This window comes from Microbacterium kribbense (assembly GCF_039537285.1).
In the GTDB taxonomy this organism is placed as follows: domain Bacteria; phylum Actinomycetota; class Actinomycetes; order Actinomycetales; family Microbacteriaceae; genus Microbacterium; species Microbacterium kribbense.
This window is the reverse complement of record NZ_BAABAF010000004.1, coordinates 179,874-204,979: the sequence shown is the minus strand read 5'-3', so window position 1 is coordinate 204,979 and position 25,106 is coordinate 179,874. Positions and strand designations below refer to the sequence as shown.

26 protein-coding genes and 1 tRNA gene are annotated in these 25,106 nt (G+C 69.3%); 10 read left to right on the top strand and 17 right to left on the bottom strand.

Features of this window, described 5'->3' with window-relative positions:
- Window position 1: 1 nt before the first annotated feature.
- From ilvD to ABD705_RS06925, 3 genes are read right to left on the bottom strand one after another with little or no spacing between them, the layout of a single operon-like run.
- The gene (gene ilvD, locus ABD705_RS06935) at window positions 2-1,708 is read right to left on the bottom strand and encodes a dihydroxy-acid dehydratase (RefSeq protein WP_344781907.1); all 1,707 of its coding nucleotides are present in this window, start codon (window positions 1,706-1,708) and stop codon (window positions 2-4) included.
- Window positions 1,701-2,534 (bottom strand): trehalose-phosphatase, encoded by an 834-nt coding sequence (otsB, locus tag ABD705_RS06930; protein ID WP_344781905.1) that lies wholly within the window; start codon window positions 2,532-2,534, stop codon window positions 1,701-1,703. Before otsB ends, ilvD begins: the two co-directional genes overlap by 8 nt.
- On the bottom strand, window positions 2,531-3,937 hold the full coding sequence (locus ABD705_RS06925; RefSeq protein WP_344781903.1) for an alpha,alpha-trehalose-phosphate synthase (UDP-forming): 1,407 nt from the start codon (window positions 3,935-3,937) through the stop codon (window positions 2,531-2,533). Before ABD705_RS06925 ends, otsB begins: the two co-directional genes overlap by 4 nt.
- A gap of 111 nt (window positions 3,938-4,048) precedes the next feature.
- Between ABD705_RS06925 and ABD705_RS06920 the strand changes: the two genes are divergently transcribed.
- Window positions 4,049-4,303, top strand: coding sequence for a cytochrome c-type biogenesis protein (locus tag ABD705_RS06920; RefSeq protein WP_344781901.1), 255 nt, complete (start codon window positions 4,049-4,051; stop codon window positions 4,301-4,303).
- A 24-nt stretch (window positions 4,304-4,327) separates the two neighbouring features.
- On the opposite strand, the gene ABD705_RS06915 is transcribed toward ABD705_RS06920, so the two are convergent.
- From ABD705_RS06915 to ABD705_RS06905, 3 genes are read right to left on the bottom strand one after another with little or no spacing between them, the layout of a single operon-like run.
- Window positions 4,328-5,506, bottom strand: a complete 1,179-nt coding sequence (locus ABD705_RS06915; protein WP_344781899.1) for an acetyl-CoA C-acetyltransferase — start codon at window positions 5,504-5,506, stop codon at window positions 4,328-4,330.
- 1 nt (window position 5,507) lies between these two features.
- Entirely contained in the window at window positions 5,508-6,161 is a 654-nt protein-coding gene (locus tag ABD705_RS06910; protein ID WP_344781897.1) for a CoA transferase subunit B, read from the bottom strand.
- A gap of 1 nt (window position 6,162) precedes the next feature.
- Window positions 6,163-6,948 carry a CoA transferase subunit A gene (locus tag ABD705_RS06905; RefSeq protein ID WP_344781895.1) on the bottom strand — a complete coding sequence of 262 codons (786 nt, stop codon included), beginning with the start codon at window positions 6,946-6,948 and terminating at the stop codon, window positions 6,163-6,165.
- Between the two features lie 69 nt (window positions 6,949-7,017).
- On the opposite strand from ABD705_RS06905, the gene ABD705_RS06900 reads away from it, so the two are divergent.
- Window positions 7,018-7,857: an IclR family transcriptional regulator gene (locus ABD705_RS06900; protein WP_425562044.1), complete on the top strand. Its 840-nt coding sequence runs from the start codon at window positions 7,018-7,020 to the stop codon at window positions 7,855-7,857.
- Here ABD705_RS06900 and ABD705_RS06895 read toward each other — a convergent pair.
- Genes ABD705_RS06895 through ABD705_RS06855 form a run of 9 tightly spaced genes read right to left on the bottom strand, consistent with a single transcriptional unit; the run spans window position 7,826 to window position 16,443 of the window.
- Window positions 7,826-8,755, bottom strand: coding sequence for an alpha/beta hydrolase (locus ABD705_RS06895; protein ID WP_344781891.1), 930 nt, complete (start codon window positions 8,753-8,755; stop codon window positions 7,826-7,828). The genes ABD705_RS06900 and ABD705_RS06895 overlap by 32 nt on opposite strands.
- Window positions 8,752-9,504, bottom strand: a complete 753-nt coding sequence (locus ABD705_RS06890; protein ID WP_344781889.1) for a 3-hydroxybutyrate dehydrogenase — start codon at window positions 9,502-9,504, stop codon at window positions 8,752-8,754. Before ABD705_RS06890 ends, ABD705_RS06895 begins: the two co-directional genes overlap by 4 nt.
- Window positions 9,501-10,190, bottom strand: coding sequence for a TetR/AcrR family transcriptional regulator (locus ABD705_RS06885; protein ID WP_344781887.1), 690 nt, complete (start codon window positions 10,188-10,190; stop codon window positions 9,501-9,503). Before ABD705_RS06885 ends, ABD705_RS06890 begins: the two co-directional genes overlap by 4 nt.
- Complete coding sequence (locus tag ABD705_RS06880; protein ID WP_344781885.1) at window positions 10,177-11,760, bottom strand: class I adenylate-forming enzyme family protein; 1,584 nt, start codon at window positions 11,758-11,760, stop codon at window positions 10,177-10,179. Before ABD705_RS06880 ends, ABD705_RS06885 begins: the two co-directional genes overlap by 14 nt.
- A complete protein-coding gene (locus tag ABD705_RS06875) occupies window positions 11,757-12,881 on the bottom strand; it encodes a branched-chain amino acid ABC transporter permease (RefSeq protein WP_344781883.1) in 1,125 nt (374 codons plus the stop codon). Before ABD705_RS06875 ends, ABD705_RS06880 begins: the two co-directional genes overlap by 4 nt.
- Complete coding sequence (locus ABD705_RS06870; protein WP_344781881.1) at window positions 12,878-13,756, bottom strand: branched-chain amino acid ABC transporter permease; 879 nt, start codon at window positions 13,754-13,756, stop codon at window positions 12,878-12,880. The genes ABD705_RS06875 and ABD705_RS06870 overlap by 4 nt, the downstream gene beginning before the upstream one ends.
- Window positions 13,753-14,469, bottom strand: a complete 717-nt coding sequence (locus ABD705_RS06865) for an ABC transporter ATP-binding protein (protein ID WP_344781879.1) — start codon at window positions 14,467-14,469, stop codon at window positions 13,753-13,755. The genes ABD705_RS06870 and ABD705_RS06865 overlap by 4 nt, the downstream gene beginning before the upstream one ends.
- Window positions 14,466-15,230 carry an ABC transporter ATP-binding protein gene (locus ABD705_RS06860; protein ID WP_344781877.1) on the bottom strand — a complete coding sequence of 255 codons (765 nt, stop codon included), beginning with the start codon at window positions 15,228-15,230 and terminating at the stop codon, window positions 14,466-14,468. Before ABD705_RS06860 ends, ABD705_RS06865 begins: the two co-directional genes overlap by 4 nt.
- A gap of 1 nt (window position 15,231) precedes the next feature.
- A complete protein-coding gene (locus ABD705_RS06855; protein WP_344781875.1) occupies window positions 15,232-16,443 on the bottom strand; it encodes a substrate-binding domain-containing protein in 1,212 nt (403 codons plus the stop codon).
- A gap of 147 nt (window positions 16,444-16,590) precedes the next feature.
- Between ABD705_RS06855 and ABD705_RS06850 the strand changes: the two genes are divergently transcribed.
- The 3 genes from ABD705_RS06850 to ABD705_RS06840 all read left to right on the top strand — a co-directional run bounded on the left by ABD705_RS06850 (window position 16,591) and on the right by ABD705_RS06840 (window position 19,657).
- A complete protein-coding gene (locus ABD705_RS06850; protein ID WP_344781873.1) occupies window positions 16,591-17,025 on the top strand; it encodes a MarR family winged helix-turn-helix transcriptional regulator in 435 nt (144 codons plus the stop codon).
- Complete coding sequence (locus tag ABD705_RS06845; RefSeq protein ID WP_344781871.1) at window positions 17,022-18,254, top strand: MFS transporter; 1,233 nt, start codon at window positions 17,022-17,024, stop codon at window positions 18,252-18,254. The genes ABD705_RS06850 and ABD705_RS06845 overlap by 4 nt, the downstream gene beginning before the upstream one ends.
- Before the next feature lie 158 nt (window positions 18,255-18,412).
- Window positions 18,413-19,657, top strand: a complete 1,245-nt coding sequence (locus tag ABD705_RS06840) for an MFS transporter (RefSeq protein ID WP_344781869.1) — start codon at window positions 18,413-18,415, stop codon at window positions 19,655-19,657.
- Between the two features lie 388 nt (window positions 19,658-20,045).
- Here ABD705_RS06840 and ABD705_RS06835 read toward each other — a convergent pair.
- A tRNA-Lys gene (locus ABD705_RS06835) sits at window positions 20,046-20,120 on the bottom strand.
- 95 nt (window positions 20,121-20,215) lie between these two features.
- On the opposite strand from ABD705_RS06835, the gene ABD705_RS06830 reads away from it, so the two are divergent.
- Both ABD705_RS06830 and ABD705_RS06825 read left to right on the top strand, forming a co-directional pair.
- Complete coding sequence (locus ABD705_RS06830; RefSeq protein WP_425562043.1) at window positions 20,216-21,058, top strand: inositol monophosphatase family protein; 843 nt, start codon at window positions 20,216-20,218, stop codon at window positions 21,056-21,058.
- Window positions 21,055-21,645 carry a hypothetical protein gene (locus tag ABD705_RS06825; protein ID WP_344781867.1) on the top strand — a complete coding sequence of 197 codons (591 nt, stop codon included), beginning with the start codon at window positions 21,055-21,057 and terminating at the stop codon, window positions 21,643-21,645. The genes ABD705_RS06830 and ABD705_RS06825 overlap by 4 nt, the downstream gene beginning before the upstream one ends.
- Here ABD705_RS06825 and ABD705_RS06820 read toward each other — a convergent pair.
- The gene (locus ABD705_RS06820; RefSeq protein ID WP_344781865.1) at window positions 21,642-22,049 is read right to left on the bottom strand and encodes an ester cyclase; all 408 of its coding nucleotides are present in this window, start codon (window positions 22,047-22,049) and stop codon (window positions 21,642-21,644) included. The two genes, ABD705_RS06825 and ABD705_RS06820, sit on opposite strands and share 4 nt — an antisense overlap.
- A gap of 100 nt (window positions 22,050-22,149) precedes the next feature.
- Here ABD705_RS06820 and ABD705_RS06815 point away from each other — a divergent pair, with 100 nt between their 5' ends.
- From ABD705_RS06815 to ABD705_RS06805, 3 genes are all read left to right on the top strand, one after another.
- Window positions 22,150-22,464 (top strand): hypothetical protein, encoded by a 315-nt coding sequence (locus ABD705_RS06815; RefSeq protein ID WP_344781863.1) that lies wholly within the window; start codon window positions 22,150-22,152, stop codon window positions 22,462-22,464.
- Between the two features lie 653 nt (window positions 22,465-23,117).
- Entirely contained in the window at window positions 23,118-23,552 is a 435-nt protein-coding gene (locus tag ABD705_RS06810) for a hypothetical protein (RefSeq protein ID WP_344781861.1), read from the top strand.
- A 101-nt stretch (window positions 23,553-23,653) separates the two neighbouring features.
- Window positions 23,654-24,553 carry a DDE-type integrase/transposase/recombinase gene (locus ABD705_RS06805; protein ID WP_344781859.1) on the top strand — a complete coding sequence of 300 codons (900 nt, stop codon included), beginning with the start codon at window positions 23,654-23,656 and terminating at the stop codon, window positions 24,551-24,553.
- The last annotated feature ends 553 nt before the right edge of the window (window positions 24,554-25,106 follow it).

The following is a 25,106-nucleotide window of genomic DNA, read 5'->3' as shown; positions in this document are numbered from 1 at the left end:
GTCACCCCGTGACGGCACCCTGCGCGGCAGAGTGCACGAGCTTCGCGTACTTGGCCAGAACGCCACGGGTGTAGCGGGGGGGCAACGGCTCCCAGCCGCTGGTGCGGGAGCTCAGCTGCGCCTCATCGACGAGTAGATCGAGAGTGCGAGCCGCGATATCGACCCGTATCAGATCACCATCGCGCACCAGCGCGATGGGACCTGCGTCCACCGCCTCGGGTGCTATATGTCCGATGCACAGGCCGGTTGTGCCGCCTGAGAATCGTCCGTCTGTCAAGAGTAATACATCTTTTCCGAGCCCCGCGCCCTTGATGGCGGCGGTGATGGCCAGCATCTCGCGCATGCCCGGACCGCCCTTGGGACCCTCGTAGCGGATCACCAGGACGTCGCCGGCCTGCACCTGCCCGGCTTCCAGCGCGTCCATCGCCGCGCGTTCGCGCTCGAACACGCGCGCCGGGCCCTCGAAGACCGCCGCGTCGAAACCGGCGGTCTTCACGACCGCGCCCTCGGGGGCCAGCGAGCCGTGCAGGATCGTCAGCCCGCCGGTGGCGTGGATCGGGTCGTTGAAGTTGTGGATGACGGTGCCGTCCACCGGGTCGGGGTTCAGATCGCGCAGGTTCTCGGCGAGCGTCTTGCCGGTCACCGTCAGTGCGTCCCCGTGCAGCAGACCCTCGTCGAGCATCGCCTTCATGATCACCGGGATGCCGCCGTTGCGGTCGACGTCGTTCATCACGAACTGGCCGTACGGCTTCATGTCGGCCACATGCGGCACCTTGTCGCCGATGCGGTTGAAGTCGTGCAGGCTCAGCTCGACACCGGCTTCGTTGGCGATCGCGAGCAGGTGCAGCACGACGTTGGTCGAGCCGCCCAGCGCCATGGCCAGGGCGATCGCGTTCTCGAACGCCTCGATGGTCAGGATGTCGCCGGTCGTGATGCCTTGCCGCAGCAGGTTCACGACGGCCTCGCCGGAGCGGTGCGCGAAGTAGTCGCGGCGGCGGTCGGCGGCCGGCGGCGCGGCCGAGCCGGGCAGGCTCAGGCCGAGCGCCTCGGCGACGGAGGCCATCGTGTTCGCGGTGTACATGCCGCCGCAGGCACCCTCGCCGGGGGCGAACGAGCATTCGATGCGCTTGAGGTCCGCCTCGGTCATCCGGCCGGCCATGCAGGCGCCGACGCCTTCGAACGAGTCGATGATCGTGATCTCCTTCTCGGTGCCGTCCGAGAGCTTGACCCAGCCGGGGGCGATCGATCCGGCGTACAGGAACACGCTGGACAGGTTCAGCCGCGCCGAGGCCATCAGCATGCCCGGGATCGACTTGTCGCAGCCCGCCAGCAGCACGGTTCCGTCCAGCCGCTCGGCCATCACGACGGTCTCGACCGAGTCGGCGATGACCTCGCGCGAGACGAGCGAGAAGTGCATCCCCTCGTGGCCCATCGAGATGCCGTCCGAGACCGAGATGGTCCCGAACTCCAGCGGGTAGCCGCCGCCGGAGTGCACGCCCTCCTTCGCACCCTGCGCCAGCCGGTCCAGGCTCAGGTTGCAGGGCGTGATCTCATTCCAGCTCGAGGCGATGCCGATCTGCGGTTTGTCCCAGTCCTCATCGCCCATCCCCACGCCGCGGAGCATGCCGCGTGACGTGGTGGCTTCGATGCCGTCGGTGACGACACGGCTGCGGGGTTTGATGTCGATCGGGTTCTCAGACTCAGGCATGCCCGCAGTCTATTCCGCTCTCGCGGAGCCGAAGGGTTCGAAGTCGTCCAAGGAATGCCGCCAGCGACGCGATGTCGGGCACAATGACGCCCGCTGCGGTCGCGTGGCCGGTGCCCACGCGCACGCCCACGTCGGCGGGCTGCAGACTGCGCAGCGCGTCTTCGTCGGTGATGTCGTCGCCGGCGAATATCACCGCATCGGCATGCGTGCGTTCGCGCAGTCGGGCGATGCCGGTGTCCTTGCCCTCGTCGCGGAAGGCGTACTCGACGATGCTGTGTCCGGTGCGCCGTCGCCAGTGCGGTGCGCGAGAGCTCACCAGCGCGTCGACGGCGTCGTTGGCGGTCTGGGCGACGTCGGCCGCGGCCTTGCGGGTGTGCACGCCGAACCCGAACGTCTTCGGCTCGATCAGCACCCCGACAAGACCCCGGGTGGCCTCTTCGGCGTCGGCGCGCAGCCGGTCGCGCAGGGCGAGGTCGTCGCGGTCCTCGGCCGGCTCGATGAGGCCGTCGGCGGGCGTCCAGAATTCGGCGCCGTGCGAGCCGGCCAGCATGATCGGGGAGTCGTCGCGGTGCTCGGCGATGATGCGCAGGTCAGACAGGCTGCGGCCCGACACCAGCGCCACCCAGGTGCACGGCATCGCGGCCAGCCCCTGCAGCGCCGTCCGCGCGGCCGGCACCATCCGCGCAGCCATCGGCTCGTCCACCAGCGGCGCCAGGGTCCCGTCGAAGTCGAGGGCAACCAGCAGGCGCGGCGTCGCCGCGAGCTGCTCCAGCGCCTGGTGCAGCGCCGGTTCCGGTGTCATTTCGGTGGCGGCCTGCCCGGTCACTGCGCGTTCGCCTGCCTGGCTTCGGCCAGCGCGTGCAGGTAGCCGCGCGACCACGCCTCCACGTCATGGTCCTGCACGCGCTTGCGCAGCTTCCGCATCCGCCGACGCTGTTCGTCCCGCGGCATCTCGACAGCCTGCATGATGGCGTCCTTGAGCCCTTCGATGTCGTGCGGGTTGATCCGGATGGCGCCGGTGAGCTCGTCCGAGGCGCCGGTGAACTCGCTCAGCACGAGCACGCCGAGATTGTCGATCCGCGCCGCCGCGTACTCCTTCGCGACCAGGTTCATCCCGTCGCGCAGCGCGGTGACCAGCATGATGTCGGCCGCCAGGTACAGCGCCACCATCTCCTCCCGCGGGAAGGCCTGATGCAGGTAGCGGATCGCGGTGTGCCCCATCGTGTCGTAGGTGCCGTTGATGCGGCCCACGGTCAGCTCGATCTCTTCGCGCAGCTGGATGTAGGCGACCACCCGCTCCCGGCTGGGGCTGGCCACCTGCACGAGCGTGGCGTCTTCGACCTGCAGCCGGTCTTCGCGCAGCAGTTCGCCGAACGCCTTCATGCGATGTCGGATGCCCTTGGTGTAGTCCAGGCGGTCCACGCCGAGCAGGATCTTCTCGGGATTGCCCAGCTCGGCGCGGATCTCGCGCGCCCGCTTCTGGATCTCGGGGCGGCGCGCCATCTCGACGTAGGAGGCCGTGTCGATCGAGATCGGGAACGCCTTGGCGATGGCGATGCGCGTCGTCCCGTCCGGGCGGGGAATGCGGATGCCGCGGGCCCGCGTCTCGTAGCGCAGCTGGCGGTGCACGGCCCGGGCGAAGTTGCCGGCGTCCGCGACGCGCTGAAAGCCGATCACGTCGGCGCCGAGCAGTCCTTCCAGCACCTGGCGGCGCCATGGCAGCTGTGAGAACAACCCGTATGCCGGGAACGGAATGTGGTGGAAGTATCCGATCGTGACATCCGGGCGCCGCTCGCGCACCAGCTGCGGCACCAGCTGCAGCTGGTAGTCCTGCACCCACACCGTCGCCCCGGGGGCGGCGACGGCAACGGCGGCGTCGGCGAACCGGGTGTTGACCGCGACATATGCATTCCACCACTCCCGCCGGTACCGCGGCACGGCGATCACGTCGTGGTACAGCGGCCAGATCGTCTCGTTCGAGAAGCCCTCGTAATACTGCGCTATCTCGCCGGCGCTGAGCGAGACCGGCACCAGATGGGTGTCGTCGAACTCGAACGGCTCGAGGTCGAGGTCGGGTTGACCGCCCCAGCCCACCCAGGCGCCTTTGGCGTGGCGCATCACCGGTTCCAGCGCCGTGACGAGCCCGCCCGGCGAGGTGCGCCAGCCGCCGTCGTCGTCACGATCGACCGGGAGTCGGTTCGCGACCACGACCAGTTCTGCTCCAGCCATGTCACACCCTGCTTTCGTATCGCGAATGCCGTCTCAGGCTAACAGCGTGCGGGCACCCTGACGCGCGGCAGGTGGGCAGATTCCCGGCGGCACTCACGCTAGCGTGGAGGCATGCGCAAGTACGTCTTCGGCACCGGGATCATCGGAGCACTCACCAGCGGGATGACACTGCTGCGCGCGCTGCGCGCTCATGAGCCGTTCACCTGGCGCACGGCGCTGGCCTGGCTCAGCTGGGGCATCACGCTGCTGCTGGCCATCGGCGCGATCGTCGACACCCGGCGCGCGACGCGCGGTCATCTGGTGGCACCCGACTCCCCTGTCTCGGGCCACGAGAAGAAGCTGCTGAAGAAGCGCATCGAGCGCTGAGCGGCCGGTGCGCCCGCTCCCTCATCAGCGGGTGAGGATCAGCGCGTCGCCCTGACCGCCGCCGCCGCACAGCGCCACCGCGGCGGTGCCGCCGCCGCGCCGCACCAGCTCATGCACCATGTGCACGACGAGCCGGTTGCCGCTGGCACCGATCGGGTGGCCGATCGCGATGCCGCCGCCGTGGATGTTCACGATGTCGTCCGAGAGCCCGAGCTCGCGCTGCGACCGGGCCACGACGGCCCCGAACGCTTCGTTGATCTCGACCACGTCGATGTCGCTGACCGCGATGCCCTGCTTGCGCGCCGCCAGCGCGATCGCCCGCGCCGGCTGCTCGTGCAGCGAGTTGTCGGGCCCGGCGACCTGGCCGCTGGCTCCGACCACGGCCAGCACGTCCCAACCGTTGGCATCGGCGTGCGCACGGGTGGTCAGCACCACGGCCGATGCGCCGTCGGAGATCTGCGACGAGTTGCCCGCCGTGATCGAGCCGCCTTCGGCGAACGCCGGGCGCAGACCCGCCAGCGTCTCCACGGTCGTCTCGGGCCGGATGCCCTCATCCCGCGTCGCCGTCGTGGTCTGCCCGCGCCTGCCCGGAACGGTCACCTCGACGATCTCGTCGTCGAACACACCGGCATCCCATGCCGCGGCCGCACGCTGATGCGACCGCGCCGCGACCGCGTCCTGCTGCTCGCGGGTGACCTCGTACTTCGCGTTGAGCCGCTCGGTCGAGGCGCCCATGCTCTCGTCGTCGAATGCGTCGGTGAGGCCGTCGTACGCCATGTGATCGAGCACCTCGATCGTGCCGTACGAATACCCCTCGCGCGAGCCCATCAGCAGGTGCGGGGCGCGGGTCATCGACTCCATGCCGGCGGCCACGACCACGGTGGCATCGCCCAGGCGCAGCATCCGCGACGCGTCGATCACGGCGGTCAGACCCGACAGGCAGACCTTGTTCACCGACCCGGCGTGCACGTTCCACCCGATCCCGGCACCGATGGCGGCCTGCCGCGCGGCGTTCTGCCCGGCCCCGGCGGCCAGCACCTGGCCGACCAGCACGGCGTCGACCGCGGTGGCGGGGATGCCGCCCTTGGCCAGGGCACCGGCGATGGCCGCCGCACCCAGCTGCACGGCGGTCAGCGGTGCGAGCTGTCCCTTCAGGCGCCCCTGCGGCGTGCGCGCCGCGGCGACGATGACGACGTCATCCATGTCATGCCCTCACTTTCAGATCGGCCGAGACGACCAGTTCCGGCTCAGTGGCCGCGACGACGTCGGCCACGCTGACACCGGGCGCGGTCTCGACCAGCACCAGGCCCGCGTCGGTGACGTCGATGACGGCCAGGTCGGTGATGATGCGGTCGACCACCCGCTTGCCGGTCAGCGGCAGCGAGCACTCGTTCACGATCTTCGCCGAGCCGTCCCGGGCGACGTGCTCCATCAGCACGATCAGCTTTCCGGCGCCGTGCACCAGGTCCATCGCGCCACCGGGCCCCTTGACCATCTTTCCGGGGATCATCCAGTTCGCCAGGTCGCCGGTGCGCGAAACCTGCATCGCGCCGAGGATCGCGGCGTCGATCTTGCCGCCGCGGATCATGCCGAAGCTCGTCGCCGAGTCGAAGAATGCCGCGCCCGGCAGCAGTGTGACGGTCTCTTTGCCCGCGTTGATCAGGTCGGGGTCGACGGCGTCCTCGGTCGGGTAGGGGCCGACGCCGAGGATGCCGTTCTCGGACTGCAGCACGACGGTCACGCCCTCGGGCACGTAGTTGGGCACCAGCGTGGGCAGCCCGATGCCGAGGTTGACATACGCGCCGTCGGGCAGCTCCTGCGCGGCGCGGGCGGCCATCTGGGGTCGGGTGAGCGCCATCTCAGGCTCCTTCCGTGGACGAGGATGCCGCGACGGTGCGTCGCTCGATCCGCTTCTCGATGTCGGGGCCGACCTCCACGATGCGATGCACGAAGATGCCGGGCAGATGGATGCTGTCGGCATCCAGCTCGCCGGGCTCGACGAGCTCTTCCACCTGGGCGATGCACACCCGGCCGCTCATCGCCGCGAGCGGGTTGAAGTTGCGGGCGGCCTTGTTGAACACCAGGTTGCCGTGCCGGTCGCCGCGCGCGGCATGCACCAGCGCGTAGTCGGCGACGATGCCCTCTTCCAGGACGTATTCGCGCTCGCGGCCGCCGACGGTGAAAAGGCGGGTCTCTTTGGCCGGGGAGGCCACCGCGACCTCGCCGTGGCCGTCATAGCGCCGCGGCAGACCGCCCTCGGCGACCTGGGTGCCCACCCCGGTGGGGGTGAAGAAGGCGGCGATGCCGGACCCGCCGGCGCGGAGCTTCTCGGCGAGCGTGCCCTGCGGGGTCAGCTCGAGCTCGAGATCGCCTTCGAGGAACTGACGCTCGAACTCCTTGTTCTCGCCGACGTACGACGAGGTCATCTTGCGGATGCGCTGCGCGCCCAGCAGGATGCCCAGGCCCCAGTCGTCGACGCCGCAGTTGTTCGAGATGATCGACAGATCGGTCGTGCCCTGTGCGAGCACCGCCTCGATCAGACTCATCGGGTTGCCGCTGAGTCCGAAGCCTCCGACGGCGATCGTCGCCCCGTCTGGGATGTCTGCCACCGCGGCTGCGGCGCTGGCCACCTGCTTGTCGATCACGCGGACCTCCTTGATCCGGCGACGCCCGCGCTGGCGCTGCCTCCCTTCCATGTTCGCGCGGTTTCGCGCATGGCGCACGCGCGCGCTTGCGATGTGGATGGACGAACCCATAGTGTTCACATTGTGGACACCCGTGCAACCGTACCCGGCGCGCAGGCGATCGCCCGGGCGGCATCGCTGCTGCGTCTGGTGACCGCCTCCGGCGCCGACGGCGTCACGACCAGCGACCTCGCCCGCGGCGCCGACCTCACCCGGCCCACGGCGCATCGGCTGCTGACGGCGCTGCGCCGCGAGGGACTGGTCGATCAGGAAGAGCACACCGGCCGATGGATGCCGGGGCCGGAGCTGTTCCTGATGGGCAGCGTCGCCGCCGCCCGGTATGACATCACCGAGATCGCCCGTGACATCGTGCGCTCGCTGGCGGTGCGCACCGAGGAGAGTGCGTTCCTGTCGGTGCGCCGCGGCGACGAGACGGTGTGCCTGGTCAACGAGGAGGGCAGCTTTCCGATCCGGTCGTTCGTGCTGCGCGAGGGCGTGCGCTTTCCGCTCGGTGTGGCATCGGCGGGGCTGGCGATCCTGGCCTTCCAACAACCCCACGATGTGGACGCCTACTTCGAGCGGCATCCGGAGCTGCCCGAGCGGTGGGGCGCCGCGCACGGCGAGCAGCGGCTGCGCCGGCGCCTGGCCGAGACGAAGGAACGCGGCTATTCGATCAACCCGGGGCTGATCGTGGCGGGCAGCTACGGCATCGGCGCGGCGGTGTTCACCCGGGAAGGGCACCCGCAGTGGGCGCTGAGCCTGAACGGCGTCGAATTCCGGTTCACGCCCGAGCGGATGCCCGAATTGGGGCGCACGCTGCTCGCACACGCCCACCAGCTCACCTCGCGGATCGCGTCGGCGCGGCGCTGACGGCCCCGGCGTCGACGGCCTGTGCGATCAGCGGTGCGACCACGTCGGCGCCTGCCGGCGACATCACGATCGTGTAGTGGTTGAAGCCGTCGTACCGGGTGTGCTCCACAGCCGGGTGCTCGGCGAGCACCCGCTGCAGGTGCTCGGGGCTGTACAGGCCGGGCTCTTCGTTCTGCAGGCCGCGCGGAACCGTGAGCAGCCGGACGGGATGGGCCAGTGCCGCCAGCGCCTGGGGCAGCGCCGTGCCGGTGTTCATGTCGACGGTGTCGTCGACGACGGTCTGATAGGCCGTCGCCGGTTTCAGGGTGCCGTCGCCGGCATCGACGAGGTCGTAGGCGAGATAGTCCTCGAGCTCGCGCGTCCAGTCGTGCGTGAAGGCCGGGTGCGCCCGCCAGAAGTCGAGGTACTCCCCCACCGAGCGAAATCGCATGTTCAGCCGTTCCGCGGTCGGGCCGAGCACATAGGCGACGACCGCCTGCGGGTCCAGGCTCGCGGGCACGTCCAGCGGCATGCCGCCGTCGACGAGCACGAGTCGCGAGACCCGCCCGGCGTACAGGTGCGCGAAGACGACGGCGACGAAGCCTCCCATCGAATGCCCCACCACGACGGTGCGCTCGATGCCCAGGTGGTCGAGCACCGCGGCCAGATCGGCCGCGTGCGCGGCCATCCCGGCCGGGCCCTGCACGCCGTTGCTCGCGCCCCGGCCCCGCAGGTCGGGCGCGATCAGGCGCACGCCCGGCAGCCGGTCGGCCACGAACGGCCAGGCCAGGTGCGATGACGTGACCCCGTGCACGAGCAGCGCGGTGGGGGCATCGGGCCGATCGGCCTCCCAGACGCCGACCCGCAGCATCCCGCCCGCGACCGGAACCTCGATCTGGGTGCAGTCGCGCGCGCTCACCGGGCGGTCCACCCTCCGTCGATCGTGTACGAGGCTCCGGTGACCATGCCCGACGTCGCACCCACCAGCCAGCCGACCAGCGAGCCGACCTCGTCGGGCTCGACGAGCCGCTTGATAGCCGTCTCGGTCAGCATGATCTTCTCGACCACTTCGGACTCGGGGATGCCGTGGGTCCGCGCCTGGTCGGCGATCTGCTTCTCGACCAGGGCGGTGCGCACGTAGGACGGGTTGATGCAATTGCTGGTCACGCCGTGCCCGGCGCCTTCCAGGGCGGTCACCTTCGACAGCCCCTCCAGTCCGTGCTTGGCGGCGACGTAGGCGACCTTGAACGCGCTGGCGCGCAGTCCGTGCGCGCTGGAGATGTTCACGATCCGTCCCCAGCCGCGCTCGTACATGCCGGGCAGCACCGCGCGGATCAGCAGGAAGGGCGCCTCGAGCATGAGCCGCTGGATCAGCCGGAACGCGTCCGGATCGAACTCGGGAATGGGCGCCACACGCTGGATGCCGGCGTTGTTGACCAGGATGTCGGCGTCCAGCGACAGGTCGTCCAAGGCCGCGGTGTCGGACAGATCGACGGCCCAGGCCTCACCGTCGATCTCGGATGCCACCGCCTGCGCCGCGTCGGCGTTGAGGTCGGCGATCACGACGTGCGCGCCGCGCCCGGCGAGCTCCCGCGCACAGGCCAGGCCGATGCCGCTCGCGCCGCCGGTGATGACGGCCCGTCTGCCGCCGAGGTCGTGCTGGGTCATCGCCCGCCGCCTTCCCTGTCAGCGCCGCGCGGGGCGAGCGCATTGTGGATGAATCGCATCATGTCTTCGAACACGTCGTCGGGCAGCTGGTCGGGCCCGGCGCCGTCCGCGCCCCGCTCCCACAGCAGGAATCGCATGCCGATCAGCTCCCCCATGCCCATCAGCGCCCACGCGGCGACCTCGGGGTCGAGCTCCTGGTCGATCTGGCCGTCGGCCTGCGCGCTGCGCAGGCCCTGCTCGTAGCCCTCGACGATGCGGGAGTAGTGCAGGCGCAGCATCTCGGGCGAGACGAACTCGGCCTCTCGCACGATGCGGTACAGCGCCGGGTGGGCGGCGGTGAACCGGAAGAATCCGGCGAAGCCGGCGCGCTCGGCATCCAGCCGGGTGCCGGCATCGGCCATGGCCTCGGCCATCGAGTGACGCACGCGCTGGTTCAGGTCGACGACCAGGTTGTCGAAGATCGTCTTCTTGCTGTCGAAGTACAGATAGAACGTGCCCAGGCCGATGCCGGCGCGCTCGGTGATCTTGACGATGGACGCCTCGTGGTAGCCCTGTTCGGCGAACACCTCTTCGGCGGCTTCGAGCAGACGTCGCCGGGTGGCTTCGCCGCGCTTGGTCAGCGGCCGGCCGGTGGCCGTCGACACGTTCTCGACCGAGCGGTGGAGCAGTTCGTCATTCCGACTCATGGGTCACCTCAGCCACCAGTTCCCGCGCCCGGTCGCGCAGCCGCGATCGGGCGAGCTTGTCGATCGCCGACCGCGGCAGTTCGTCGACGACGACGACGCGCATCGGCACCTTGAACGAGGCCAGGTGCGCACGCGCGTGCGCGAGCAGCTCGTCCTCGCCGCACCGGGCGCCCTCGGTCAGCTCGACGAACGCGACACCGCGCTCACCCCACACCCGGTCGGGCACCGCCACGACGGCGGCGGCGGCCACCAGAGGATGCGCGCCCAGCGCGCGCTCGACCTCGGCCGGCGCGATGTTCTCGCCGCCGGAGATGTAGATGTCCTTGAGCCGGTCGATGACCCGATAGTCGCCGTCGGCGGTCCGCTGCACCAGGTCGCCGGTGCGCAGCCATTCTCCCGCCATCGCGCGGGCGGTGGCGGCCTCGTCGTCCAGGTAGCCGGCGAACACGCTCGGGCCGCGCACCCAGAGCTCGCCGGTGGCGGCTCCGGTCAGCGCCAGCCCGGTCTCGGTGTCGGCCAGCTGCACCTCGACGTGCGGGTACGGCCGGCCGACGGTGCCGATGGCGGCGGCGCCCGCGCCGGGCGCGACCGACAAGGTGTTCGGCGACGCTTCGGTCAGGCCGTAGCCCTGCAGCAGCTCGACGCCGCGGTCGGCCCATGCCTGGAACAGGTCGGCGGCCATCAGCGCGCCGCCCACCTGGGCGATGCGCAGACTCGACAGGTCGGCGGCGGCGAACCGGGCGTCGTCGGCGAGCAGCCGGTACTGCGTGGGCACGCCCATCATCGCGGTCACGCGCCGCTCGGCGATCAGCTGCAGCACGCGCTCGGGCTGGAACGAGCGCTCCAGCACGACCGTCGCACCGGTCCACCAGGCCAGCAGCGGCTGCACGTTCCAGCTCGCGACGTGGAACTGCGGCAGCATCGCCAGCACGACGTCGTGCGCGGTCAGCTGCAGCACGCCCGACAGCGCGAGGTTGTTCCAGAAGCAGTTGGCGTGGGTGAGCTTGACGCCCTTGGGCGAGCCCTCGCTGCCGGAGGTGAAGATCACCAGCGCGACGTCGTCGTCGCGCACATGCTGTCGGTCGGCGGCGGCGCCGAGGCGGTCGGTGCGGGTGGGCACGTGCGTCTCGACGCCGGTGCCGCCCAGCAGTGCGACCGGCGCAGGCGCACACATGCGGTCGCGCGCGTCGCCGGCCAGCGCGGCGTGCTCGTCCTCGATCAGCAGCAGGTGCGGGGCGGCACGGTCGATGATCGGGGCGAGCTCGCCCGCGGTGAGTCGCCACGACAGCGGGATGAACGCGAGGCCGGTCTGCGCGCAGGCGAAGAAGGCCACCACGTGGTCGATCGAGTTGCCGCTGACGGTCGCGACCCGGTCCCCGGGCCGATAGCCGGCGTCGCGCAGGCTCTCGGTCAGGGCGCCGGCCCGTTCCGCCAGGGCGCCGTAGGTGATCCGCACGCCACGGTCGTCGATCGCGATCGCCGCCGGTGTCGCAGCGGCACGATCGGTCAGCCACCGGCCGATCGTGTGCGGCTCGTCGGCGGGCTGCAGCATCCCGTCTGCGTCGTTCATGCCCGCACCTGCTCGTGCTCGGGCGCGATCTCGACATCGCCCGGCAGGTCGCCTGTGCGGCGGGCACGGCGGCGGCGCATCAGCGAGTCGACGGTGCCGGCGATGCCGCCGGGCAGGAACATCACCACGAGGATGAACAGTACGCCCAAGATGAACAGCGGCTCGGCCAGCGGCACGCGCAGCATGTCGGGCAGGCCGGCGATGGCGTCCGACCGTGACAGCACCGTGAGCCGCTGGTCGAGCAGCGTGTAGACGACGCCGCCGACCACGGCGCCCCAGCGGAATCCGACGCCGCCGAGCACGAGCATCACCAGCACTGTGATGGTCAGGTCGGCCGAGACGGCTTGGGGCTGGGTGCCGCTCTGCAGCAGCATGTAGGCGATGCCCGCCAGCGATGCCCCGATGGCGGCCGCGACGAACACGATGAGCTTGGCGAGATAGGGGCTCAGGCCCAGCACGCGCACCCGCAGCTCATTCTCCCGGGTGGCCTGGGCGATCCGGCCGAGCCGGGAGCGATCCACCCACAGCGCGATCAGGTAGACGATGACCACCACGACGAGGGCGACCCAGTACAGGTTGCGGGTGTTGATGACGCCGATCAGCCAGTCCGGCACGTGCGCGGTGGGCAGGCTCATGCCCTCTTCGCCGCCGGTGATCTGCGCGTTTCGGCGCACCAGCAGCGACATCGCCTGGGCGAAGGCGAGCGTGACCATGGCGAACGGGATGCCGGTGACCCGCAGGCTGATGGCACCGGTGACCGCGGCGATCACGAGGCCCCCGAGCACCGCGATCAGGATGCCGGGCCACAACGGCACCTGCAGGTACTGCAGGACGATGCCCAGGCCGTACGCGCCGGCGCCGAAGTAGAGCGCGTGCCCGAATGAGAGCAGGCCGGCCGTGCCCAGGAGCATGTTGTACGAGAGTGCGAGGGCGGCGTAGACCATGCACAGCGACAGCAGCGCGAGCGTGCCGGGCGTGTAGGTGGGGCCGGGGAGGATGCCGGGCACCTCGACGTTCAGCAGCGGCAGGATCGCCAGCAGGACGACGATCGCGGCGCCGATCAGGGCAGGCAGCAGTGCGCGCAGTCCGGCGGAGCGGGTGCGACTGGTGGTGTCGGTCATATCGCCGTCCTCCCCATCAGGCCCCGTGGTCGCACCAGCAGCACGACCGCGAGGAGGATGACGACGATGAAGTCGCCGGTTCCGGCCAGGAAGAAGTTCGCGAACTGCTGCAGCACCGCCACCAGCACCGAGGCGATCGCGGCACCCGGCAGCGACCCCAGGCCGCCGATGATCGTCACGATGAACGCGAAGATCAGCAGCGTCTGACCCAGCACCGACGAGACATAGCCCGCCCACTGCGCGGCCAGCACGCCGCCGATGCCGGCGGCCGCTCCCCCGATGGCGAACACCAGCGTGAACGAGCGACGCACGTCGATGCCCAGGGCGGTGACCATGGCGCGGTTCTCGACGCCGGCGCGGATGATGATGCCGTGCCGGGTGCGCCGCAGGAACACCACGAGTGCGGCCAGCACGGTCGCGGCGGTGACGATCAGGACCCAGTACACGTTGGGCACGTTGGCACCCAGCACACCGGTGGTCTGACTCAGCCACTTCGGGCCGGAGATGTAGATGGCGTCGGTGCCCCAGATGCCGTCGAACAGCGCGATCGCGGCGAACGAGAGGCCCACGGTGACCAGCACCTGCTCGATATGCCGGTTGTACAGCGGCCGGATCAGGGCCAGTTCGGTGAGGGCGGCGAACGCTGCGCCGACCAGGGCGCCGACCAAGATGGACAGCAGGAATCCGCCCCATGAGCTGGAGTCCAGCCGCCGCGCGACCTCCCAGCCGATGAACGCGCTCAGCGACAGGAAGACGCCGTGTGCGAAGTTCAGCACGTGCATGAGCCCGTAGATCAGGCTGAGGCCCGACGACACCAGGAAGTAGAGGGCGCCCAGGCCCACCCCGGTGATCAGGGCGAGGATGATCGTGCTCATGCGCCGACTCCGTCCACGTGCACGCCCAGCAGGCGCTGGGTCAGGGCCGGGTCGTCGAGTATCTCGGCGGCGGATCCGGTGTGCACGACTCGGCCGCCGGCGATCACGATGGCGCCGCCTGCGAGGCGCCGCACGACATCGAGGTTCTGCTCGACCAGAAGGATCGGCACGGACTTGGCGGCCTCCTCCAGGGCGTCGGCGACCTCGGTGACGATCTTGGGCGCCAGGCCCTTGGTGGGCTCGTCCACCAGCAGGATCCGATTCTCGTTCAGCAGCGCCCGGGCGACCGAGACCATCTGCTGCTGGCCGCCGGACAGCGTCCCGGCCCGCTGGGCCAGGCGGTCCATCAGGTCGGGGAACAGCGCCGCGACCAGATCGTTGCGGGGGGTGCGGGTGCGCGCGGCCAGCGTGAGGTTCTCGGCGACGGTCAGGTCGGAGAAGACCTCGCGCTCTTCGGGGACGTAACCGACGCCGAACTGGGCGATCCTGTGCGTGAGCAGGCCGTCGATGCGGGTGCCGGCCAGACGCACTTCGCCGCGGCGGTGGATGAGCCCCATGATGGCGCGCAGCGTCGAGGTCTTGCCGACGCCGTTGCGGCCCAGCACCGCGGTGATGCCGCGGGCGGGCACGTCGAAGGTGACGTCCTCGACGACCTGCGCTCCGCCGATGGATGCGCGCAGCCCGCGCACCTGCAGGATCGGGTCGGCGCTCATGCTGCGCTGCCGAGGTAGGCGCTCTGCACGAGCGGGTTGGCCATGATCTGCTGCGGGGTGTCGAAGGCGATGATGCTGCCGAAGTACATCACCGCGACCTTGTCGACCAGGCCCATCAGCACGTCGATGTGGTGCTCGACCATCAGCAGCGTGCAGCCGGTGGCGCGGTGGAACTCGCGGATGCTCTCGACCAGGCCCGCGACGTCGCCGGAGGCGACGCCGGCCATCGGCTCGTCCAGCAGCACGGTGCGCGGCGAGATCGCCAGCAGCACCGCGATCTCGAGCTTGCGCTTGTCACCGTGCGAGATGTCGCCGGCCAGTGCGGACTCCTTGTGCGTCATGCCGACCGCGTGCAGCTTCTCGCGGGCCAGTACGGTGGCGGCATCCGATCGATGCGGAAAGCGCAGCAGCGAATAGCTGCCGCCCATCGCGGCCTGGGCCGCGATGCGCACGTTCTCCAGTACGGTCAGCCGCGGGAAGAGACTGGATGTCTGGAAGGTGCGCCCCAGTCCCGCCCGTGCGCGCTGCGCCACGGACATCCGGGTGATGTCATCGCCATCCATGAAGATGCTGCCGGCGGTCGGGCGCAGCACGCCCGAGATCGCGTTGAACAGGGTCGTCTTGCCGGCGCCGTTGGGGCCGATCACGCCGATCAGCGCACCGGGGGCGACGTCGAGATCGACATCTTTCAGGATGGTCGCGCCGCCGATCTGCAGGCCGAGGCCTGAGATCTGCAGTGCGGGCGGGACGGGGGCGGTCATGCTACTTGGTCACCTCGGCCGGCGAGACCTCGTCGGCGGGAACCGACTTGATCAGCTCGGGCGTGAACTTGCCGCCGTTGTCGACCAGCTTGGCCTGGTACATCTCCTGCAGCAGGGCGTGGTCGGAGGCGCGGACCGTGGTCTTGCCCTTGACGCCGTCGAAGGTGTAGCCCTCGAGCGCCTTGATCATCGCCGGCACGTCGCCGTGGCCTTCCTTGACCGCGTGCACCAGCATGATGGCGGCGTTGAATCCGTCCGGGCTGAACAGGTCTGGGGTGCCGCCGGCGGCGGTGACCATGTCGATCATCTTCTTCTCGACGTCGGTGTCGGCAGCGCCCGGGAAGTAGTAGCTGAGGAACTGGATCTTGCCACTGGCCTCACCGTACGCACTGTACGTCGGCGAGTCGCCGAGGCCGGTGACCACCGGAATGGCGCCCAGCACGTGCTGCTGCGACAGCGCCTGCCACATCGCGCCGCTGGTCGCGCCGGCCCAGGCCACGAACACCAGGTCGGGCTTGCCCTGCAGGATCTGCTGCGCGAACGGCGTGAACTCCGTCGCGTCCTCGGGCACCAGCACCGAGTTCACGGTGGCGCCCTTGGCGCCGAGGATCGCCTTGACGGCGGCCTCGTTGCCTTGACCGAACGCAGTGTTCTGCGCGAACACGGTGATCTTCTTGCCGGTGATGTCGGTGAGGAAGGTACCGGCGGTGGCGACATCCTGCGCGCTCTGGCGACCGGAACGGAACGTGTACTTGTTGATGCCGGTGATCGCGTCGGCCGCGGCCGGTCCGGATATGAACAGCACCTTGTTCTGCGCGGCTTGTTCGGCCACGGCCAGCGCGACACCCGATGAGACGCTGCCGAGCAGGATCTTGGTGCCGCTGCCGATCATGTCCTTGGCGGCGGTGACGGCGGTGTCGGGGTCGCCGGCGTCGTCGCGATAGGCGACGTCGAGCTTCGCGCCGTCCACCGCTCCGGTGCCGTCGGTCGCGTAGTCGAGGCCTGCCTTGAACGCGTCCAGGTACTGCTTGCCGTAGCCGGCCAACGGCCCGGTCTCACTGGAGATCACACCGACGCTGATCGAGCTGGGGGCGCTGGGGCTCCCGCTGCCGCCGGTCGCAGGACCGGTGGTGCTGGGCGCGCACGCCGCCAGCGCCATCGCGGCCGTTGCCGTGAGTGCCCCGAGGAGCAGCTTCTTCTTCATACACCGCATGGGAGTGCCTCTTTCGCCGTTGGAAGGGAGTACATGAAACCCGATTCAGGTATTAGGAATACTAGGAACCCGGTGTCTCGTTGTCAATCCCGACACGGCAGCGGATCTACATGCTCATGTTATATATCTTTGGTATATACTTTTCCGGTGCCCCGCGCTGAAGACATCTCCGAGATCGTCACTGCGGCGCACGCGCTGACCCGGCTGGCCGCGCTGCGGACCAAGAACGAGGTGCCGACCGCGCAGTGGCGCGCACTGAGCGTACTGGTCACCGAGGGGCCGCTGCGCCTGGGCGAATTGGCCGTGCGCACCCGTACGACACAGCCCGGCATGACCAAGCTCATCGGCCAGATGGCCGACGCCGGCCTGGTCAGCCGGCAGCGCGATGCGTCCGATTCCCGCGCGAGCGTGATCAGCATCACCCCGCACGGGCAGGAGGAGCTGGCCGCGTGGCGCGTGGAGCTGCGCGACGCGCTGGCACCGCTGTTCGCCGATCTCGACGATGACGACTGGGCCGTGCTGTCACGGGCCGCCGGCATCCTCTCGTCCCGAATCACCAACCCCCAAGGAGCCACTGCATGATCGCCAAACCAGCCGCCGGATCGATCTGGCGCCAACCTGCGCAGGTGTGGGCGGTCGCCTTCGCGTGCGTGGTCGCCTTCATGGGCATCGGGCTGGTCGATCCCATCCTGCCCGCGATCGCCGCCTCGCTGGAGGCCGACCCGGCGCAGACCGAGCTGCTGTTCACGAGCTACCTGCTGGTGACCGGGGCGGCGATGCTCATCACGAGCTGGGTCTCGAGCCGCATCGGCGCGAAAGCGACGCTGCTGGCGGGCCTGGCGCTGATCGTGGTGTTCGCGCTGCTGTGCGCGCTCAGCGGCAGCGTCGATGCGATCATCGGCTTCCGCGCGGGCTGGGGGCTGGGCAACGCGCTGTTCATCTCGACGGCGCTGGCGACGATCGTGGGAGCGGCCAGCGGCGGCAGCGAAGCGGCGATCATCCTCTATGAGGCGGCGCTGGGCATCGGCATCGCGGTCGGGCCGCTGCTGGGCGGCGTGCTCGGCACGATCAGCTGGCGCGGGCCGTTCTTCGGCGTCGTGGTGCTGATGGCGATCGCGTTCATCGCGGTGTCGATCATGGTGCGCGGCGGCAAGAGCGAGCGGCGCGCGCCGATGCCGCTGTCGGCGCCGTTCCGGGCGCTGCGCACGCCGGCGCTGGCGATCCTGGCCGTGGCCGCGCTGTTCTACAACATGGGCTTCTTCGTGCTGCTGGCCTTCTCGCCGTTCCCGCTCGGCTACAACGCGATGGGCATCGGCCTGACCTTCTTCGGGTGGGGCGTGGCGCTGGCCATCGCCAGCGTCTGGCTCGCGCCGATCCTGCTGCACCGGATGGGCCGGTCGGCGGTCATGCTGACGATCCTGCCGCTGCTGGCGATCGACTTGATCGTCGCCGGGCTGCTCGTGGCCAGCGCCATGGCGCTGGTGATCTGCATCGTCGTGGGCGGTGTGCTGCTGGGCATCATGAACACGGTGCTGACCGAAGCGGTCATGGAGTCGACGAACCATCCCCGGGCCGTGGCATCCTCCGCCTACTCCGCCGTGCGGTTCATCGGCGGCGCCATCGCCCCGCCGATCGCGGCACTGCTGTGGCACGCGTTCAATGCGACGGTGCCATACCTGTTCGCCGCCGCCGCGGTGCTGATCGCCACCGTGACGATCGCGCTCGGGCGCAGGGTGCTGACCGGAATCGAAACTCATCAGGCAGATGCCGAGGAAGAGGCCGAGGCGGTCCTGCTCGGCGACGCGGGCTGAACTCGGCGGCGCCGGCTGAACTCGGCGTCGGCTGAACTCGGCGGTCGCGGTGGACAACGGAGTCCCCGGGGCTGTCGTCTCCCGTCAGCGTGACACGCCGACCGGTCAACCCTCACGGACTGGAAAGACGGATTCCCGGCACCGATTAGGCTGATCGGGTGCCGCCGCCGGAACTCGAGCAGCTACGGGAACCGCCGCCGTTTCGACGGGATCATCTCGCGCACGCATGGATTCTCATGCGCGGCATCGCGGATGCCGGCGACGCGATCTGGACAGTTGCACTCGTCTGGACAGCGGTTCAAGTGACCACGCCTGCGCTCGCAGGGCTTATCGTGGCGGCCGGCGCGGTACCCCGTGCGTTGGCACTGCTGTTCGGCGGCGTGCTCGCCGACCGGCTCGACGCACGCAAGATCATGGTGTTGTTCAACATCGTCCGCACGATCGTGCTCGTGGCCATCGCGATCTGGTGCACACTCACCGCACCATCGGCGCTCGTCCTGCTGCTGGCAGCGCTCGCGTTCGGTCTCTGTGACGCGTTCTACGAACCCGCTGCCAGCACAATTTCGCGTCAGATGGTCAGCAAGTCCGACCTGCCCGCGTACGGGGCAGCAATGCAGACCTCGAGCCGGCTGGGCGGGATGGTCGGCTCGGCTGCTGGCGGCGTGGTCGTCGCACAGGTCGGGCTGTCCGGCTCCGCCTCGCTCGACGCCCTCGCATTCGCGCTGGTCGTCGCCTTCATCGCAATCTGGCTCCGCCCCCGCTTCATGCTGCCCCGCGCCGCCCGCGAGCCGGTACTGCGTGGCATCGCCGCCGGCTTCCGTCACCTTCATGACGTGCCGCCGACGCGAACGCTGGTCATCGCCCTGGCGAGCCTGAATCTGGCCGCTGCACCGGCCATGGGCATCGGTATCGCGCTGCGCGCGACAGCGGAAGGCTGGGGCGCCGAAGCCGTCGGTGTCTTCGGAGCATTCGCCGGCATCGGTGCGGCACTCGGCGCCGTGATCGTGCTCAGGTGGCGTCCCCGCCGCGAGGCATACGCCGGATTCTGGGCATTCAGTACACAGGGCATCGCAATCGTCGTGGTCGGGCTCGGACCATTCTGGCTCGTCCTCATCGGCGGCGTCGCCATCGGCGCAGGCGCAGGGTTCGGATCAGTGCTGCTCGGTGCGACATTCGCCGGCACCACTGATCCGAGCTACCTCGGACGTATGGGTTCGATCATCAAGGTGGGCGACGACAGCCTGCGCCCCCTGACAATGGCGCTGTTCGGCGCACTCGCATCGGCGACCGTGCTCTGGGTGCCGTTCGTCATTTATGGCGCAGCCATCACGGCGCTCATCGTTGTGCTCTTGGGCAACAGGGAGCTTCGAACCCTGTCGCTGCGCGATCCGGACCCAGAGTAGGCCCGCAGGTTCTGAGACCGGCCCGTCTGGGTGGTCTCACCTCGGGTGGGTCGGCCGCCGACAACCCGCACGTTCTGAGACCGGCCCGTTCGGTCTGGTCCGGCACCTCGATCTGCCGGCCCTGGTCGGCGCATACCCGCAGGTTCTGAGACCGGCCCCCCTGGGGGTCTCACCTCGGGTGGGTCGGCCACCGACAACCCACAGGTTCTGAGACCGCCCCGTCTGGGTGGTCTCACCTCGGGTGGGGCAACCGCCGGCAACCCGCAGGTTCTGAGACCGGCGCTGCGCCAGGGTGATTGGTCGGTCAACGCCAGAATCGCCGGAGCCATCGCGGCGCATGCCGGCCGAAAGGTAAACCCCCGGGCTCCACTGAAGCTCCGGGGGTTCGTGGTGCGCCCCCTCGGATTCGAACCGAGAACCCATTGATTAAGAGTCAATTGCTCTGCCGTTGAGCTAGAGGCGCATGGTTTCCGCAACGGGGAACCGAGGATCAACACTAGCATTTCGATCCGTGCGCCACGAAATCGAAACGACGCCCCTGGCGACTATCCTGGGCAGGTGACGTCTGCCGCCTCCGACCTGCCCCGCGCCGCCACCGCGGATGCGTCTGCGACACCCGCTTTCGCGGCCGACCTCGCACTCGCTCTGCGGTTGGCGGATGCCGCCGACGCCGTCTCGATGCGCCGCTTCGATGCACCGGATCTGGACATCCGCACGAAAGCCGATCACACCCACGTCACCGAGGCGGACCTGGCGACCGAGCAGGCCATCCGCGGCATCCTCGCGACTGAACGACCCGACGAGGGCGTCTTCGGCGAAGAGTTCGGCAGCACCGGTTCCACCGCCCGGCAATGGATCATCGACCCCATCGACGGCACCGCGAACTATCTGAAGGGCATCCCGATGTGGGCGACCCTGATCGCGCTGGCGGTCGACGGGATGCCGCAGATCGGCGTGGTCAGCCAGCCCGCCCTCGGCAGACGCTGGTGGGGCGGAACCGCACTGGGCGCCTGGACCAGCACGCCGGATGGCGCGACGCGGCAGATCCACGTCTCGGAGGTGTCGGATGTCGCGGCCTCGAGCGTGAGCTTTCAGAGCATCGGGCAGTGGGACGAGGTCGAACGCCTCGATGACGTGGTGCGACTGACTCGCGCGGTCTGGCGAGACCGGGCGTACGGCGATGCGTGGCCTTACATGCTGCTCGCCGAGGGCCGCCTCGAGCTGGTCGCCGAGTTCGACGTCAAGGAGTACGACATCGCCGCGCACGTGCCGATCGTGCGAGCCGCGGGCGGCCGGTTCACAGACATCGACGGGGCCGATGCCATCGACACACGGTCTTCGCTCGCGACCAACGGCATCCTGCACGACGATTACCTGGCTCTGCTGCGCGGGTCACCGTGACGGCGGCACGGGTGCGACTGGGCGCCGCGACCGTGGCGCTGGCCCTGGCCGCCGCCCTCGCCGGGTGCACCGCAGCCCAGCCTGCCCCGACGACCTCGGCATCCGCGTCGGCGGGCGATCACGTGCCGCAGCCGTCGACCACGGTCCGAGGGTCCGAGGTCTCGGCGACCCCGGCCGGGGACCCGACGTGCGAGAAGATCATTCCGCAGACGACCGTGCAGACATTCGCCGATACCGGCTGGAGCTCGCGCGAGGAACTGTTCTATGTCGGCAACGTCGAGCTGCCCGGCGGCATCCAGTGCACCTGGGGCGACCCGAAGGTGCCGAGCGACCAGGTGCAGCTCTTCGGCTGGGCGCCCGCGACGCCCGAGCTGATCGCTGCTGCGAAGAAGGAGCTGCTGGACGCCGGTGCCGGCTGGACCGAATTCGACGAGGGCGGCGCGACCTACATCACCGCCGGCAAAGACATGATCATGAATCCCGACGATCAGGGCTACGGCATGACCTACCGGTTCGACAAGGACCAGATCACCGTGGCCGACACCAAGCAGGGGCTGCTGCTGGTGGAGTGGCCGCCCACGGGCTAGCCCGGACGGCTCGCCTCCGTCAACTGGGCCATCAGCTCGACGTGATCGGCCGTGCCGGCGAGCTCGATGATGCGCCCGGCTGCGACGCGGTAGATCGCGAACTCGGCCACGTTGACGTGCCGGCGCGTCGGCGCGACGCCACGGAACTCGCCGACGTGGGTACCACTGGCCCGCACGTGCGCAGCCAGACGGTCTTCCTCCACGACGAGCTGGATGCGCCGCCAGCGCCAATCCGGGAACGCGCGGAAGAGGTCGGCCATGTCGTCGACCCAGGCATCGGCACCGCCCGGCAAGTGCGCACGCCGCACCGATGGATCGACGAACCCGCGGATCGCATCGAGGTCATGCCGGTTGCAGGCATCGAGGTACTCGGCGAACCATTCGCGCATCTGGCCGGGCTCCACCCCCTCATTATCCGCATGTCACGGCGGATGTCGGTCGGATGTCTCGGCATGCCGGGCGCCGATATCCTGAAGAGATCGAACGACGAAAGGCGCGGCTCCGATGAGCACCGGCGATGGCACGACCCGTCGCATCGAGTTGACGCTGCACAAGCCGTGGTTCGCGCTGTATGCCGGCTTCAAGCCGACCCTGGTGATCGAAGGTCGGGGCCAACCGACGCAGTGGGGCCTGGGCACCTGGCAGGTTCCGGCCGATCGGCCCGCGGTGATCGGGCTGTTCCTGTTCAACCGGCTGTGGCGCTTCGGCCGCGCTGAATTCGCCATCCAGCCGCAACATGCACCGGCGCTGGTGTATCGGGCACCCGTGCTGCCGTTCGGCCGTGGCCGCATCCGCCTGCGCGGCGGCTCGCGCCGATAGCGAGGAGCACTCACACCTCGACGTCGGCCCAGCCGGCGATGTCGACGCCATGGTTGTCAGGTGATGCGAGCGTCCACCACCCCGGGCGCCGAGCTGTCGTCCACGATGCGACCGCCGGCGACGACCGCCGCCTGCACCCGTTGCTCGGCCAGATCGGCCGGCACCGACACGTCGCTCTATGCGTCCGGCCGCGACCCGGACGCGGATTGCGCAGCAGCTGCACGAATTCTGCTGGATCCGCGCTGCGGGCGGATGCCTCACCCATGGCATGTCCCCTCTCAGGTGCCCTAGCCTCGGCCGGTGCGCCTGCGAGCGACCCCAGCCGAAGTCTCCGACGTTGAGGTCGAACGTGAGTGGCACGGTCTCTCACGTCACGTGACCTTCCAGGCTCGGCTCGCTCAACGAGAGGGGTGACACCGAGAGCCGCGCGTTCACGCGGCTCTCGGGCCTCCTTCTGCAACAGCGGCTTGGTGGAGATGGGGGGAATCGAATTATGCCGAGGCACCCCGTTGTTCCGGCGATCTGGCTCAAAATCCGCGGAGTTCCGCGGAACTTCGGCCATGTCTTGGGGTGCTCAGTGGGGCTTGTTTTGGTTCGATCCCTCTTCGCCAGGCTGGTTGTGAGTCAGTTCACAATCAGCGAGGAGAGGTCAGATGTCGATCAGCGCGGGGTTCACGGCGGAGGAGATCCGCGAGTTCGTGCTCGAGTATCAGGCGCAACCGCAGGGACGGAAGGGTCCGTGGCTGTCGGCGCGTGGCGTGCCGTATGAGCGGTTGCGGCGGTGGCGGTCGGCGGTGTTCGAGGGCGACCTCGACCGGGCGCTGATCCCGCGAGAGAGTAGTCCTATGACTGTCCCTCCGAGCAACCGGACCGCGATCGCGAGAGCGCGGGCTGCGGAACGCGCCGCGCACGATGCTGAGGTTGCGAAGCTGAACGCGCGGGTGCGTGAACTCGAGCAGACCAACGAGGCATTGGGAAAAGCTATCGGGCTCTTGCATCAGATGAGCGAGCAAGAGCCCGCCGCCATCCCGACGACGCCGGGTCAGTCCGATTCCTCGACGCAGAGAACGACCTCGTCGGGGAGCTGACCGCGGTCACCGGGTCACAGCGGAAGGCGCTGCGACTGACCGGGGTGTCTCGGTCGACATGGCATTACCGAGGTCATCCGCGGGCGGGGGTCTTGGCGCCGGTGCCGCACGCGACGCGAGCTTATCCGTCGCGGATCGAGCACGCCGATCGGGAGGCGATCGCTGCGCTGATCACCGCCGGCTGGGAGAAAGGCCATTCGGTCGACCACGCATTCGCCGACGCGTGGGATGCCGGCATGATGCTCGGTTCGCGCCGCTCATGGTGGCGGATTGCCGCGACGATCCAGGACCAGTCCGCTCGTCCGGTCGCACCGACACGGCGCGGCACCGGCAGGCCCCCGCGCGAGGCGCCAGTGCTGGAAGCCACCGGCCCCGGCCAAGTCTGGAGCTGGGACATCACCGACCTGCGCACCCCGTGGCGCGGTGTCGCGTTCAAGGCGTACTCGATCATCGACATCTACTCACGCAAGCTCGTCGGCTGGCGAGTCGAAGAACGTGAAGTCGACGACCTGGCTGTCGAGATGTTCCGCGACGCAATCACCCGCGAGGGGATCCCCGGCGCCGTGCACGCTGACTCCGACCCAGCGATGCGCTCGACCGTGCTGAAGGACTACCTCCAGGAACTGAACGTCACGCAGACTCACAACCGGCCGCGGGCGTCGAACGACAACCCGTTCTCAGAATCGGAGTTCCGCACCATGAAGTATCGGCCGAACTACCCCGGCACCTTCGTCGACATCGAGCAAGCCCGAGCGTTCATGACCTGGTACGCACCCTGGTACAACTGGAACCACAAGCACTCCGGCATCGCCCTGTTCTCACCGAGCGAGGTCCACGACGGCACCTGGCGTCAGCGATGGGACGCCCGCGCCCGCACTCACCAGGCGTACTACGAGAAGCATCCCGAGCGATTCCGCAGACGGCCCACAACTCCCACACCCGCCAGCATCGTCGGCATAAACCTCCCGAAACCGGAACCCGAACGACTCCAAGCAGCTTGACATCGCCCGGATCCGACAGTCAGCCGACCAGCGATCGGGGCCGGCGGAGTGCTCGCTGAGAGCGGCTCCTAAGCGCAGCGCGAAGCGCGAAGTCTGGAAGGAGCGAGCAGTGAGAACGGAGCCGGGCGCGATCGCTACACTCTCGGCGTCGGGGCGCATTGAGCCAGGCGCGACTTCCTCCGGATCCTTCGAAATGGGGTCGCCAGTCGGCACGTCCGTCGCCCCCATGCACGACTCGGTCACTTCGTGTCTGACGGCGACGCGTCGGATCGTCTCGGTCTCATTCTCATCACGGCGCCGCAGGCAGACCGGCATCACTCATGGGTTGGTCGACCCGTCTCCGTGCGCTTCATAAGAGCCTGCCGACTCAGCCGGGTCCGTGCGCTCAGCGCTGCCCAACTCTGACCACGCTGACGTAGCCACCCCACCAGCTCGTCGCGTTCGCTCAAGAGACGCGTCTCGTCCCGATGCAGCTTCTCTAGGTCCCGCGATAGAGCGCCGAGGCGATCGAGCCCCGCGCGCTCAGTCCCCCATCGCCGCATCAGCCGGCGAT

Bases quoted from the DNA above. Each gene is read 5' to 3' on its own strand.
- ilvD (WP_344781907.1), bottom strand. From the start codon at position 1,708: ATGCCTGAGTCTGAGAACCCGATCGACATCAAACCCCGCAGCCGTGTC.
- ABD705_RS06860 (WP_344781877.1), bottom strand. From the start codon at position 15,230: ATGACCGCCCCCGTCCCGCCCGCACTGCAGATCTCAGGCCTCGGCCTG.
- ABD705_RS06865 (WP_344781879.1), bottom strand. From the start codon at position 14,469: ATGAGCGCCGACCCGATCCTGCAGGTGCGCGGGCTGCGCGCATCCATC.
- ABD705_RS06870 (WP_344781881.1), bottom strand. From the start codon at position 13,756: ATGAGCACGATCATCCTCGCCCTGATCACCGGGGTGGGCCTGGGCGCC.
- ABD705_RS06920 (WP_344781901.1), top strand. From the start codon at position 4,049: ATGCGCAAGTACGTCTTCGGCACCGGGATCATCGGAGCACTCACCAGC.
- ABD705_RS06880 (WP_344781885.1), bottom strand. From the start codon at position 11,760: ATGAACGACGCAGACGGGATGCTGCAGCCCGCCGACGAGCCGCACACG.
- ABD705_RS06890 (WP_344781889.1), bottom strand. From the start codon at position 9,504: ATGACCCAGCACGACCTCGGCGGCAGACGGGCCGTCATCACCGGCGGC.
- ABD705_RS06810 (WP_344781861.1), top strand. From the start codon at position 23,118: ATGTCGATCAGCGCGGGGTTCACGGCGGAGGAGATCCGCGAGTTCGTG.
- ABD705_RS06915 (WP_344781899.1), bottom strand. From the start codon at position 5,506: ATGGATGACGTCGTCATCGTCGCCGCGGCGCGCACGCCGCAGGGGCGC.
- ABD705_RS06855 (WP_344781875.1), bottom strand. From the start codon at position 16,443: ATGCGGTGTATGAAGAAGAAGCTGCTCCTCGGGGCACTCACGGCAACG.
- ABD705_RS06885 (WP_344781887.1), bottom strand. From the start codon at position 10,190: ATGAGTCGGAATGACGAACTGCTCCACCGCTCGGTCGAGAACGTGTCG.
- ABD705_RS06925 (WP_344781903.1), bottom strand. From the start codon at position 3,937: ATGGCTGGAGCAGAACTGGTCGTGGTCGCGAACCGACTCCCGGTCGAT.
- ABD705_RS06900 (WP_425562044.1), top strand. From the start codon at position 7,018: ATGGCGCACGCGCGCGCTTGCGATGTGGATGGACGAACCCATAGTGTT.
- ABD705_RS06910 (WP_344781897.1), bottom strand. From the start codon at position 6,161: ATGGCGCTCACCCGACCCCAGATGGCCGCCCGCGCCGCGCAGGAGCTG.
- ABD705_RS06875 (WP_344781883.1), bottom strand. From the start codon at position 12,881: ATGACCGACACCACCAGTCGCACCCGCTCCGCCGGACTGCGCGCACTG.
- ABD705_RS06815 (WP_344781863.1), top strand. From the start codon at position 22,150: ATGAGCACCGGCGATGGCACGACCCGTCGCATCGAGTTGACGCTGCAC.
- ABD705_RS06845 (WP_344781871.1), top strand. From the start codon at position 17,022: ATGATCGCCAAACCAGCCGCCGGATCGATCTGGCGCCAACCTGCGCAG.